At 71.6% G+C, this 12,540-nt stretch carries 11 protein-coding genes; 2 read left to right on the top strand and 9 right to left on the bottom strand.

Going from position 1 to position 12,540, the window contains the following annotated elements; all coding sequences use genetic code 11:
- Positions 1-4: 4 nt before the first annotated feature.
- The 5 genes from QUG93_RS12470 to QUG93_RS12450 all read right to left on the bottom strand — a co-directional run bounded on the left by QUG93_RS12470 (position 5) and on the right by QUG93_RS12450 (position 7,444).
- On the bottom strand, positions 5-3,025 hold the full coding sequence (locus QUG93_RS12470; RefSeq protein ID WP_289474337.1) for an FtsK/SpoIIIE family DNA translocase: 3,021 nt from the start codon (positions 3,023-3,025) through the stop codon (positions 5-7).
- 107 nt (positions 3,026-3,132) lie between these two features.
- Positions 3,133-4,809, bottom strand: coding sequence for a ribonuclease J (locus QUG93_RS12465; protein WP_289474335.1), 1,677 nt, complete (start codon positions 4,807-4,809; stop codon positions 3,133-3,135).
- A gap of 48 nt (positions 4,810-4,857) precedes the next feature.
- Positions 4,858-5,835, bottom strand: a complete 978-nt coding sequence (gene dapA / locus QUG93_RS12460; protein ID WP_182047077.1) for a 4-hydroxy-tetrahydrodipicolinate synthase — start codon at positions 5,833-5,835, stop codon at positions 4,858-4,860.
- Between the two features lie 239 nt (positions 5,836-6,074).
- A complete protein-coding gene (locus tag QUG93_RS12455) occupies positions 6,075-6,605 on the bottom strand; it encodes a dihydrofolate reductase (RefSeq protein ID WP_289474332.1) in 531 nt (176 codons plus the stop codon).
- The gene (locus QUG93_RS12450) at positions 6,605-7,444 is read right to left on the bottom strand and encodes a thymidylate synthase (protein WP_289474331.1); all 840 of its coding nucleotides are present in this window, start codon (positions 7,442-7,444) and stop codon (positions 6,605-6,607) included. Before QUG93_RS12450 ends, QUG93_RS12455 begins: the two co-directional genes overlap by 1 nt.
- Before the next feature lie 58 nt (positions 7,445-7,502).
- Between QUG93_RS12450 and QUG93_RS12445 the strand changes: the two genes are divergently transcribed.
- Positions 7,503-8,414 (top strand): TIGR01777 family oxidoreductase, encoded by a 912-nt coding sequence (locus QUG93_RS12445; RefSeq protein WP_289474329.1) that lies wholly within the window; start codon positions 7,503-7,505, stop codon positions 8,412-8,414.
- Between the two features lie 192 nt (positions 8,415-8,606).
- Here QUG93_RS12445 and QUG93_RS12440 read toward each other — a convergent pair whose 3' ends face one another.
- Entirely contained in the window at positions 8,607-9,074 is a 468-nt protein-coding gene (locus QUG93_RS12440; RefSeq protein WP_434533113.1) for a tetratricopeptide repeat protein, read from the bottom strand.
- A 2-nt stretch (positions 9,075-9,076) separates the two neighbouring features.
- Complete coding sequence (dapB, locus tag QUG93_RS12435; protein WP_289474327.1) at positions 9,077-9,823, bottom strand: 4-hydroxy-tetrahydrodipicolinate reductase; 747 nt, start codon at positions 9,821-9,823, stop codon at positions 9,077-9,079.
- A gap of 22 nt (positions 9,824-9,845) precedes the next feature.
- Here dapB and QUG93_RS12430 point away from each other — a divergent pair, with 22 nt between their 5' ends.
- A complete protein-coding gene (locus tag QUG93_RS12430) occupies positions 9,846-10,391 on the top strand; it encodes a GNAT family N-acetyltransferase (protein ID WP_289474324.1) in 546 nt (181 codons plus the stop codon).
- On the opposite strand, the gene QUG93_RS12425 is transcribed toward QUG93_RS12430, so the two are convergent.
- Entirely contained in the window at positions 10,388-10,990 is a 603-nt protein-coding gene (locus tag QUG93_RS12425) for a histidine phosphatase family protein (protein ID WP_289474322.1), read from the bottom strand. The two genes, QUG93_RS12430 and QUG93_RS12425, sit on opposite strands and share 4 nt — an antisense overlap.
- A 5-nt stretch (positions 10,991-10,995) precedes the next feature.
- On the bottom strand, positions 10,996-12,330 hold the full coding sequence (locus tag QUG93_RS12420; RefSeq protein ID WP_289474320.1) for a M16 family metallopeptidase: 1,335 nt from the start codon (positions 12,328-12,330) through the stop codon (positions 10,996-10,998).
- Positions 12,331-12,540: the final 210 nt, after the last annotated feature.

Genomic DNA, 12,540 nt, shown 5'->3' with positions numbered 1-12,540 from the left:
GCGCTCACTCCCTGCCCGTCAGTCCCCATGCGTCCTCGTCCGCTCCGTCGTCCTCGACCTCAGGGTACCCGCGGGTCATCTCCGCCACCGGGTCCTGCCCGTAGCGGTCGTCGTCCCCGTCGTCGGCACCGGCGGCCGCTGCGGCTGCCGCACCGTTCGCCGGGGCCGAGCCCGCTCCGGCGACCGGCGCCGGACCTCCGGGCTGGGTCGGGGTGGGCCCGGCAGCCGGAGCCGGTGGGTCCTCGCCGCGGAGCTTCGCGAGCACCCCTGGCAGCTGGTCGGGCGTGACGAGGACGTCGCGGGCCTTCGACCCCTCGGACGGGCCGACGATGTCGCGGGACTCCATGAGGTCCATGAGCCGGCCGGCCTTGGCGAACCCGACCCGGAGCTTGCGCTGCAGCATCGAGGTCGACCCGAACTGCGTCGACACGACCTGCTCGACCGCCGCCAGCAGGAGCTCGAGGTCGTCACCGATGTCGGCGTCGATCTCCTTGCGCTCGACCACGGCCTGCACGTCCTGGCGGTACTCCGGCCGGGCCTGCCGGGTGACGTGCGCGACGACCTCGGCGACCTCGCTCTCCTGCACCCAGGCGCCCTGCACACGCACGGCCTTCGACGATCCCATCGGCAGGAAGAGCCCGTCGCCCTGCCCGATGAGCTTGTCGGCGCCCGGCTGGTCGAGGATGACGCGCGAGTCGGTGACGCTCGTCACCGCGAAGGCCACACGGGACGGCACGTTCGCCTTGATGAGCCCGGTGATGACGTCGACCGACGGCCGCTGGGTCGCGAGCACGAGGTGGATGCCGGCGGCGCGGGCGAGCTGGGTGATGCGGACGATCGACTCCTCGACGTCGCGCGGGGCGACGAGCATGAGGTCCGCGAGCTCGTCGACGACCACGAGCAGGTACGGGTACGGCTTGAGCTTCCGCTCGCTGCCCGCCGGCAGGACGATCTCGTCGTTCTGCACGGCCTTGTTGAAGTCGTCCACGTGGCGGAAGCCGAACGACGCCAGGTCGTCGTACCGCATGTCCATCTCCTTCACGACCCACTGCAGCGCCTCGGCTGCCTTCTTCGGGTTCGTGATGATGGGCGTGATGAGGTGCGGCACCCCGGCGTAGATCGAGAGCTCGACGCGCTTCGGGTCGACGAGCACCATGCGGACCTCGGACGGCTTCGCGCGCATGAGCAGCGAGGTGATCATCGAGTTGATGAACACCGACTTGCCGGAACCGGTCGAGCCGGCGACGAGCAGGTGCGGCATCTTGGCCAGGTTCGCGACGACGAAGCCGCCCTCGACGTCCTTGCCGACGCCGATCGTCATCGGGTGCTTGGACTTGGTCGCGGCACCGGAGCGCAGGACGTCACCGAGGGACACGATCTCGCGGTCGGTGTTCGGGATCTCGACGCCGATCGCGCTCTTGCCCGGGATCGGCGACAGGATCCGGACCTCGTTCGACGCGACCGCGTACGACAGGTTCTTCGACAGCGCCGTGACGCGCTCGACCTTGACGCCCGGTCCGAGCTCGATCTCGTACCGCGTGACCGTCGGTCCGCGCGAGAAGCCCGTCACCTTCGCGTCGACCTTGAACTCGGTGAGCACGCCGGTGATCGCGGCGACGATGTCGTCGTTCGCCTGGCTGCGGGCCACCGACGGGGTACCGGCGCTCAGGGTGGTCGCCGCGGGCAGCCGGTACGGCGCTGCCGGGTCCTCGTCCGCGGCGTCGGCGGAGGGCAGTCCCTCCGGCTGGGTCTCGGGCGCGGCCGGCGAGGCCACGGGTGCCGACACGACGGGTCCGACGCCGGCGTCCGGACGAGCGACCGCCGTCGGCTGCTCGGGCACCGCGGTCCCGAAGTCGCGCAGGGCCTGCTCGGCGACGGCGAGGTCCTGCTCGACCTCCTGTTCGCCGTGCACGGCGTCGTGCTCGACGGAGTCGTTGAGGTTGACCGAGGTGGGCTCGAGCGGCGTGTGGTCCACGAGCCCGGCGGCGGCCCCGGCGTTCGGGTTCGCCGCGGGGACACCCGCTCCGGCTCCGGCGTCCGGGGTCGCGCGGGTCGCCGACGCGGGCAGGACCGGGCTGTCGTACGCGGGGTCCTCTTCTCGCCCGGACTTGTTCCGGCGCCACCACGGGACGGTGTTCTCGGCCTCGTCGCCGTCGGCCGGCCCGGACCGCTCCTCGTCGAACGCGAGGTCCTCGAAGAGCGGGAAGTCAGTCTGGTCCTTCGTCCGTCGCTTCGAGGTGCGCGCACGCGGTGCGGGTGCGACGGGCTCGTCGTCCGCCTCGACCTCCGCAGCGGGCGCCGGCGCGCCGAACAGGTACGCGTAGAGCTCGTGCAGCCGACGACCGGTCTTGTTCGGCGGCGTCTTCGTGATGATGAACAGCGACAGCACGAGCAGCAGCACCGCGACCGGCACCGCCACCCAGACGGTGGCGACCGCGACGAGCCAGCTGATGACGACCCATCCGAGCACGCCGCCGGCGGCGGCCAGGGCCACCATGCCGTCAGCGGCGCTCGGCTGGCCGCCGAAGACGTGGCAGAGCGAGGCGATCGAGACGAGCAGCAGTCCGAGGCCGATGCCGATCCGCGTGTTGTCGTGCACCGATGCGGGGTGGCGGAAGAGCCAGCCGGCGAACACGATCATGATCACCGGGAGCGCGAACGCCAGGCGTCCGAACAGGCCGCCGAACGTGTAGGCGTCCAGCGCGATGGACACGGGGTTCGTGGGGTTGAGCCACTCGACGACACCGCCCGCGATGGCGAGCACGAAGAGCAGGAACGGGAATCCGTCGCGCCGTTCGTCCTTGGCGAGGGTCTCCTTGCCGAGCAGCCGGAACAGCGCGCCGACACCGTGCGCCATCGCCATCCAGGCGGTCACGAGCGGGTTCTGCTCGCGGAACACCGGTGTCGGTGCGGCCTGCGGCAGCTTCTTCGTGGTGGCCTGCGTGCGCGACGTGCCGCGCGACCCGCTCCCGCGGGACGACGTGGACGCGCGCGAGCGCGTGGTCGACTTGGTGCCTCCGGCCATGCGGTGGAGCCTAATCCCCGCAGCGGACAAAGCGAGGGAGGCCCGCCGCAGCGTCCGTTGCGGACGTGCAGCGGGCCTCCAGGCCGTTCGTCGTGGTCGACGCTCGCTCAGGCCTCGATGACCACCGGGACGATCATCGGGCGGCGGCGGTGCTTGGTGTTCACCCAACGGCCCACGGTGCGGCGGACCACCTGCTGGAAGGCGTGCGCGTCGCGCGTGCCGTTGCCGGCGGCCTCGGCGATCGCCTTGGCGATCTGCGGGCGGACGTCGTCGAAGACGGAGTCGTCCTCGGCGAAGCCGCGCGACTGGATCTCCGGCCCGACCACGCACTGCCCCGTCGTGAAGTCCACGGCGCAGAAGATCGAGATGAAGCCCTCCTCCGCCAGGACGCGGCGGTCCTTGAGGTCGGCGTCGGTGATCTCGCCCACGGTCGAGCCGTCGACGTAGACGTAGCCGATGTCGAGCTGACCGGCGACCGTGGCGACGCCGTCCCTGAGGTCGACCACGATGCCGTCCTGTCCGAGGATGACGTTCCGCGGCGGGACGCCCGTCTGGATGGCGAGGTCGGCGTTCGCGTACAGGTGGCGGTGCTCACCGTGCACGGGCAGCACGTTCCGCGGCCGCAGGATGTTGTAGCAGTAGAGGAGCTCGCCGGCACTCGCGTGGCCGGAGACGTGCACCTTCGCGTTGCCCTTGTGCACGACCTTGGCGCCGAGCTTCGTCAGCCCGTCGATGACCCGGTAGACCGCGTTCTCGTTGCCGGGGATGAGGCTCGACGCGAGGATGACGGTGTCGCCCTCACCGATCTCGATCTGGTGCTCGAGGTTCGCCATGCGCGCGAGGACGGCCATCGGCTCGCCCTGCGACCCCGTCGACATGTAGACGATCTGGTCGTCCGGGACGTTCTTCGCCTTCTTCGTGTCGATGAGGACGTCGTCCGGCACCCGCAGGTAGCCCAGCTCGGCCGCGATGTTCATGTTGCGGATCATCGACCGCCCCATGAACGTGACCTTGCGGTTGGTGGCGGCAGCGGCGTCGAGCACCTGCTGCACGCGGTGCACGTGGGACGAGAAGCTCGCGACGACGACCTTCTTGCGCGCACGCGAGATGACGTTCTCGAGGACGGGTCCGATGTCGCGCTCGGGCGCGGTGAAGCCCGGGACGTCGGCGTTCGTCGAGTCGGGGAGGAACAGGTCCACACCCTGCTCCCCCAGGCGCGCGAACGCGCGGAGGTCGGTGATGCGGTCGTCCAGCGGGAGCTGGTCCATCTTGAAGTCGCCCGTGTGCAGCACGCGGCCTGCGGGAGTCGTGATGGAGACGGCGAGGGCGTCCGGGATCGAGTGGTTGACGGCGACGAACTCGAGGTGGAACGGGCCGAGCTGCTCGGTCTGGTCCTCCTGCACGACGAGCGTGTACGGCTTGATCCGGTGTTCCTTGAGCTTCGCCTCGACGAGCGCGAGGGTCAGCGTCGAGCCGATCAGGGGGATGTCGCCCTTGAGCTTGAGCAGGTACGGCACGGCGCCGATGTGGTCCTCGTGCCCGTGCGTGAGCACGACACCGAGGACGTCGTCGAGGCGGTCCCGGATCGGCCCGAAGTCCGGCAGGATCAGGTCGACGCCGGGCTGGTGCTCCTCGGGGAAGAGCACACCGGCGTCGACGACGAGCAGCTTGCCGTCGAACTCGTACACGGTCATGTTGCGACCGATCTCGCCGAGACCCCCGACGGGGATCACGCGGAGGGTGCCGGGTTCGAGCGGCTGCGGTGTGGAGATCTGGGTGGGCATTCGGTCCTGACTGTCGTGCGGCGCGCACCCGGCGCGCCGCGGTCTTTCCTAACGTGTGGTGCCTGGCACCTTCGGCAGTGCGCCGCCGGCCGCCGCGTTGCGGTCCGGGCGGAAGTTCGAGAAGTCGGCGCCGGGGATGTCCCGGACCGCTTCGAGGGAGGTCTCGATGGCGTAGGCCTCGGTGTCCTCGGGGCCGACGAGCGGCAGGCGGACCCGCGGGCTGCCGATGCGGCCGAGGCCGTGCAGCACGTACTTCGCCGCGACGGTGCCGGGGACGTGCGTCATGATCGCGCGGACGAGCGGCTCGACGCGCTTGTGCTCGGCGGTCGCGGTCGCGAGGTCGCCGCGGTTCACGGCGTCGACGATGGTGCGGTACGGCGTCGAGGTGATGTTCGCGGTCACGCCGATGAGTCCGGTGGCGCCGATCGACAGGTGCGGGAGCACGTTGGTGTCGTCGCCGGAGAAGTACATGAGGTCGGTGTTGTTGAGCACGCGGGACACCTCGGCGAAGTCGCCCTTGGCGTCCTTCACGGCGAGGATGTTCGGGTGCTTCGACGCACGCACGAGGGTCTCGTACGTGATCGGGATGCCGGTCCGGCCGGGGATGTCGTAGAGGATCACGGGCAGGTCGGTCGCGTCGGCGATCATTCGGAAGTGCGTGAGCACACCCGCCTGGGTCGGCTTGTTGTAGTAGGGCGTGACGATCATCACGCCGTCCGCGCCGGCCCGCTCGCTCTGCTTGTACAGGTGGATCGCGTGCGCGGTCTCGTTCGAGCCGCCGCCGGTGATGATCTTCGCGCGACCAGCGGCGACGGACTTGCCGACCTCGACCAGGCGGAGCTTCTCCGGGTCGGTGAGCGTGGACGTCTCACCGGTGGTGCCGGTGACGACGATGCCGTCGGCGCCGGCCGTGATGCAGTCGTCGATGTGCTGCTCGACGCCGGGCCAGTCGACCTCGCCGTCGGCCGTGAACGGCGTCACGAGGGCGACGAGGACCTGACCGAAGGGATTCTCACGCTGGGACACGCGCACCAGCGTACCGGGGATGCGCGCCGGAGCCGCCGTCCGGTCGGACGGTGCGCGGCTCGCGGACGGCGCGAGCCGGCCGGGAGGCGCGGCTCGGGTCCGCCACGGCCGGTCGGCCCGGCGGCGGCGCGGCTCCGTCGTCTGGCCTCGCGCGGGGAACCAGGTTCCGGACACGGAACCACGGAAAGGCGCGGTGTCGTGTCCGGAACCTGGTTCCGGCAGAGGAGTGCGGCGCGGCGCTACGCGCGGCGGCGCCACTCCAGGAAGCGGTAGCGCGTGCCCTCGACCCGGGACTCCTGCCACGGGCCCTCGTCCACGAGCTCCCACGCACCGTCGTCGAGCTCGGGCGCCGTCGTGTCGCCGGGTACGTCGAGGTCGACGATCGTCTCCGAGACCCGGTCGGCGAACGGCAGCGCGTCGGCGTACACCGCTCCCCCGCCGATCACCCACACGGGCTCGTCGGTGTCGAGCGCGGACGCCAGGTCGTGCACGACCTCGGCGCCCTCCGCCGACCACGAGGCATCCCGGGTCAACACGACGTTCCGACGCCCGGGCAGCGGCCGGAACCGCGGCGGGAGCGAGTCCCACGTGCGTCGGCCCATGACGACGACGCCGTCGCCGGTGACCTGCCGGAAGTGCGCGAGGTCCTCGGGCACGTGCCACGGGATCCCGCCATCCGCACCGATCACGCCGGCGGCGGTCCGGGCCCACACCATGCCGACACCGCGCACCGGCTCGGTCCACGCGGGCTCGTCGCTGGCGTGCACCATCAGACGGCGACCGTGGCCTTGATCGCCGGGTGGTGCTCGTAGCCGACGACCGTGAAGTCCTCGTACTCGTAGTCGTCGATCGAGCTCCGGGGAGCGATCTCGAGCGTCGGGTACGGGTACGCCGTGCGCGAGAGCTGCTCGCGGACCTGGTCGACGTGGTTGTCGTACACGTGGCAGTCGCCGCCGGTCCACACGAAGTCACCGACCTCGAGGCCCGTCTGCGCGGCGATCATGTGCGTGAGCAGCGCGTAGGACGCGATGTTGAACGGGACGCCGAGGAACATGTCCGCGCTCCGCTGGTACAGCTGGCACGACAGCTTGCCGTCGACGACGTGGAACTGGAAGAACGCGTGGCACGGGGCGAGCGCCATGTCCGGCACGTCGGCGACGTTCCACGCCGACACGATGAGCCGACGCGAGTCCGGGTTCGTCCGGATCTGGTCGATCACCTGGGCGATCTGGTCGACGTGCTCCCCCGACGGCGTCGGCCACGAGCGCCACTGCACGCCGTAGACCGGTCCGAGGTCACCGTCCTCGTCGGCCCACTCGTTCCAGATCCGGACGCCGTGCTCCTGCAGCCACCGGGCGTTGCCGTCGCCGCGGAGGAACCAGAGCAGTTCGTACGCGACCGACTTGAAGTGCACGCGCTTGGTCGTGACCAGCGGGAAGCCCTGCGACAGGTCGTACCGCAGCTGCGCCCCGAAGATGCTGCGCGTTCCGGTGCCGGTGCGGTCGCCCTTCGGCGTGCCCTCCTCGAGCACCCGGCGCAGCAGGTCCTCGTAGGGAGTCGGCACTGCCGGGGTGGGGACGGTGGGGTCGGGCTGCACGGTCTCGCTCACACGGAGACTCTACGTGCCGCACGGCGGAGCCCGAAGCCCGGTGAGTACCGTGGCCGTCATGTCGACCCAGCCGCTCTCGATCGTGATCGCCGGTGCGTCCGGCTTCATCGGGACCCCCCTCGTCCGTGCCCTGCGCGAGGCCGGACACCACGTCACCACGCTGACCCGGAGCACGCCCCGGACCGCCACCGACTTCCGCTGGTCCCCCGGCACGCGACCGCTCGACCCCGCGGTGCTCGACGGTGCCGACGTCGTGATCAACCTCGCCGGCGCGAACATCGGCAAGCTGCCGTGGACCGGGTCGTACAAGCAGCAGATCCTCGACTCGCGCGTCCAGGCCACCGACACCCTCGTCGAGGCGATGCGCCACGCGGCGACGCCCCCGGCGCTGTTCCTGTCGGGTTCGGCGTCCGGCGTCTACGGCGACCGCCCGGTCGACGTCCTCGACGACGACGCAGCTGCTGGGACGGGCTTCCTCGCGGAGGTCTGCACCGCGTGGGAGGCCGCCGCGACAGCTGCCCCCGAGGGCGTCCGCGTCGTCCTGCTGCGCACCGGGATCGTCGTCGGCCAGGGCGGCGGTGCGCTGGCACCCCTCGTCCCGCTGACGAAGGCCGGTCTCGGCGGCAAGCTCGGCACCGGCGGGCAGTTCTGGCCGTGGATCGCGCTCGAGGACGAGGTCGGTGCGATCGTGCACCTCGCCACGAGCCCCGACGCCACCGCGGTGCGCGGGCCCGTCAACCTGGCCGGGCCGGAGGCCGCGGTGTCGAACCGCATCACGCGCCGCGTCGCCGAGGACCTGCACCGCCCCCACCTGTTCAGCGTGCCGGCCTTCGCCCTGCGGACGCTGCTGCGCGAGGCCGCCGACGAGATGCTGCTCTCCAGCCAGCGCATGGTGCCGCGGAAGCTGACGGAAGCCGGCTACCGGTTCCGGTACGAGCGCGCCGAGGACGCGGTCGACGCTGCCTTCTGACGACCCGCCGGTGCCGTCGATGGTGCAGACGACGTCGGGTCACCGAGCGCGACCCGACGTCTGCTGCACCATCGACGGGCAGGCGGCCGAGCGAGGCGGGCAGACGGCAGGGACGGGCAGGGAGCAGTGGGCGGACGGAGGCGCGAGGCGGACGGGAGGCGCGGGGCGGCACCGCCACGGGCCTCCCGTCCCTCAGCGGGTCGCCCTCGCCTTCGCCAGCGCGGTCCGCATCGCTGCCCGTGCGCGCTTGCGGTCACCGGCGGCGTCGTAGACGACGCCGAGGCGGTACCAGCCACGCCAGTCCTCGGGGTCGGCCTCGACGGCATCCCGGTAGCGCGGGAAGCGTTCGTCGGCGGCCTCGCGGGTGGGCCGACCCGAGGGTCGGACCGGGACGACGTCGTCGGGCGTCCCGCCCTCGCGCTCGAGCCGCGCACCGAGCCGGGTGATGCGGAGGCCGAACCGGAACTCGAGCACGAGCAGGAGGGCACCGATCGCCGCGACGACGAAGAGCGCCACGCCGATGCCGATGCCGATGGGCTGGCCGGTCTGCACGAACGCCACGGCACGCTGCCCGACGAGCGCGATGTAGAGCGCGAGGAGCACGGTCATCAGCGCCGCTGGCCAGAACGGCGAGCGGAGGAACCGCAGGAGGCTCGACACGGTCAGCCGATGCCGAGGACGCTGCCGAGCCCGACCGTCAGTCCGCGTGCGTCGACCACGGCGGACAGGGCGGCGCGGACACCGGCGACGTAGGCGACGTCGTCGTTCGTGTCGTGGCGGATCGTCACGGTCTCGCCGGGGCCGCTCAGCAGCACGTCCTGCACCGCCTTCACGCCCGGCAGCCGGAGCGAGTGGATCGGGACGCTCGCGACCTGCTGTCCGCGGGCTCGCTGGTCGACGTGCGGGGCGTCGACGGGGCCGACCTCGCGCCGGGCGTCCGCGATGAGCTCCGCTGTGCGGACCGCGGTGCCCGACGGGCTGTCGATCTTGCCCGCGTGGTGCGTCTCGACGATCTCGGCCGACGGGAACCACGGCGCAGCGATCGTGGCGAGGTGCGTGGCCAGCACCGACCCGATCGAGAAGTTCGGGACGACGAGCACGCCCTGCTCGGGTCGTGCCTCGAGTCCGGCGCGGAGCTTCGCCAGGCGGTCGAGCGACCAGCCGGAGGTCCCGACCAGGACGTTCGCGCCGCTGGCGAGGGCGTGCTCGACGATCGCGGGGCTCAGCGCCGGGACGGTGACGTCCACCACGACCGCCGCGCCGCCGAACACCGACGGCGGTGCCTCGTGCACGGTGTCCTTCGAGGACAGCGACGCGACGAGCTCGAAGCCGTCGAGCGACTCCACGACGGAGGCCACCAGGCCCCCGAGACGACCGGTGGCGCCGACGACGGCGACGGGAGTGACCATGGGTCCATCCTAGGATCGAGGCATGCCGCTCCAGGTCAGGTCCGTCCGCGCCGACGTGCCCGAGGTCGACGCCCTGCTCGACGCCTACCTCGACGAGCGCGAGGCCACGTTCCCGAGCGCACAGGGCCGGTACACGCGGAAGCGGACTCCGGCAGCCGAGTTCGTCGCGCCGAACGGGGCGTTCGTGCTCGCGCTCGACGACGACCGGCCGGTGGGGTGCGGTGGGCTGCGTCGGATCGCGGACGACGGCGACGACGTCCGGTTCGAGGTGAAGCACGTGTTCGTGTCGCCGGACGGGCGGGGGCGCGGCGTCGCGACCGCCGTGATGGACGCGCTCGAACAGGCCGCGCGGGACCTCGGCGCGACGAGCGTCGTCCTCGACACGAACGACTCGCTCGTCGCGGCCGGTGCGATGTACCGGAGCCGCGGTTACGAGCGCGTGGAACCGTTCAACGACAACCCGAACGCGACCGCCTGGTACCGCAAGGCGGTGCGCACGGACGAGCCGCGCCTCGCGACCGGTGACGGGCCCGGTGCCGGTGCCGGTGCGCCGGACGGCCGACGCTAGACGGGCTGGTCGACCGGCAGACCGGTCCGGAGCTCGACCGGCAGGTGCGCCAGGTCGTTCAGGGTGACGACCTCCGCCGGCTTGGCCGACCGGATCCGGATGATGGTCAGTGCGGTGTGCGCGACGTTCGTCCCCATCCAGCGCCACTCGGGGGCCTGGAACGCCTCGCGCACGAACCACCCGATCACGGCGTTGTGCGTGATGAGCAGGTCGTGCCGGTCGTCACGAGCGGGTGTGAACCACTCGGCGACGGCGTCGCCCATCTGGGCCTGTCCGGCGACGATCTCCTCTTCGGTGACGCCGCCGTACCAGCCGTGGTAGGCGTGCGGCATGTCCGGCGTCGGCCCTGAGGGGATGCAGTCGAAGAGCAGTGTGGACGGTTCCGGCTGGATCGACGGCAGGCGCTGTGCGAGGAAGGCCGCGGTCTCGCTGGGGGCGTCGAGCGGCGAGTGGTACACGCCGTCGAAGGGCACGCCACCGAGCCGGTCGGCCACGAGCGTCGCCTGGCGCTTGCCCCGTTCGGAGAGCTTGCCGTCCCGCAGGCCGTGCTCGGCGTCCTGGTGCTCACCGTGCCGGACGAGGTAGAGGTAGTGCGACACGTCCGTCACCCCTCGGCGCCGATGGCCGCGGCCAGTTCGTCCTGCTGCACGGCACCGACCACCGAGGTGATGGTCGGACGGGTGAGCAGGTCGCGCGCGAGCTCCAGCACGTCGTCCGGGGTGACGCGGTCGACCCGCTGCAGTGCCGTGCCGAGGTCGGTGAACTCGCCGGTCCCCAGCTCCGAGCGGCCGAGTCGGGTCATGCGGGCGTCGGAGTCCTCGAGCGAGAGTGTCAACGCCCCCTCGATCTGGCCCTTCGCGCGGCGCAGCTCGTCCTCGGTGATGCCGTCGTCGACCATGCGGGCGAACTCGGCGTCGATGATCTCGACCACCCCGGCGACGTTGTCCGGCGCACAGCCCGCGTAGACCCCGAAGGCACCGTTGTCGAGGTAGGCCGGCGCGAAGCTCGAGACGGCGTACGCCAGTCCGCGGCGCTCGCGGACCTCCTGGAACAGCCGGGAGCTCATGCCGCCACCGAGCACGGCGTTGAGCACGCTGAGCACCGGGCGGCGGTCGTCGCGCAGGTCGAGGCCCTGTGATCCGCGCAGCATGCTGACCTGCTCGGTCGGACGGTGGGCGACCGTGAGCCGCGGGACCGCGGGGTCCGCCACGACCTGCGGGGTGCGACGGGCGAGGGGCGACGCCTTGGGGGCGTCGCGGAAGACGCGTTCGACGAGCTCGCGGAACCGGTCGTGGTCGACGGCACCGGCAGCGGTCACGACGATGCCGTTCGGCGCGTAGTGCTCGCGGTAGTGGTCGAGGACCTCGTCGCGTCCGACGGCGCGGATGCTCTCGGGCGTGCCACCGATCGGCCGGCCCAGCGGGTGTCCCGCGAACGCCGCCGCGAAGAAGGCCTCGCCCGCGACGTCGGCGGGGTCGTCGGCGGCCATCGCGAGCTCTTCGAGGATGACCCCGCGCTCGACCGCGAACGCGTCGGTGTCGAGCACCGATCCGGTCACCATGTCACCGATCACCTCCACCGCCATGGGGACGTCGGTGTCCCGCACGCGTGCGTAGTAGCAGGTGTACTCCTTCGCGGTGGCGGCGTTGTGCTCACCGCCCACCGAGTCGAAGGCGATCGCGATGTCGAGGGCGCTCCGACGCCCGGTGCCCTTGAAGAGCAGGTGCTCGAGGAAGTGCGTGGACCCGAACTGGCCCTCGCGCTCGTCGCGGGAGCCGACGCCGACCCAGAAGCCGAGGCTCGTCGAACTCGCCCCCGGCACGGACTCGGTCAGGACCCGCACACCCGACGGCAGCACGGTTCGGCGGACGAAGGCGCCGCCGGACGTCAGGAACGACGTGTCCTGGGCCTCGAGCGGCAACGGCACTGGCTGGTTCATCGCAGACGAGCCTACTGACCCGCCGACCCCGGTCGCCCAGTTTCCACAGCCCCGAGCCGCGTGCCCCGAATTGGGGGACAGGAGATGAGGATAGAAAGACTCGTCTGTCTGTCCTCCCTGTGGTACAGTTTTGCTCACCGGGTCGGAAGCCCCCCTAGATTCCGATCCGGTGGCTCGGGACATCAGTCCTGCGCGGCGGAGTCCCCCCAC

The organism is Curtobacterium caseinilyticum (genome assembly GCF_030363035.1).
Taxonomy (GTDB): Bacteria; Actinomycetota; Actinomycetes; order Actinomycetales; family Microbacteriaceae; genus Curtobacterium; species Curtobacterium caseinilyticum.
This window is presented reverse-complemented; position numbering and strand designations above follow the sequence as displayed.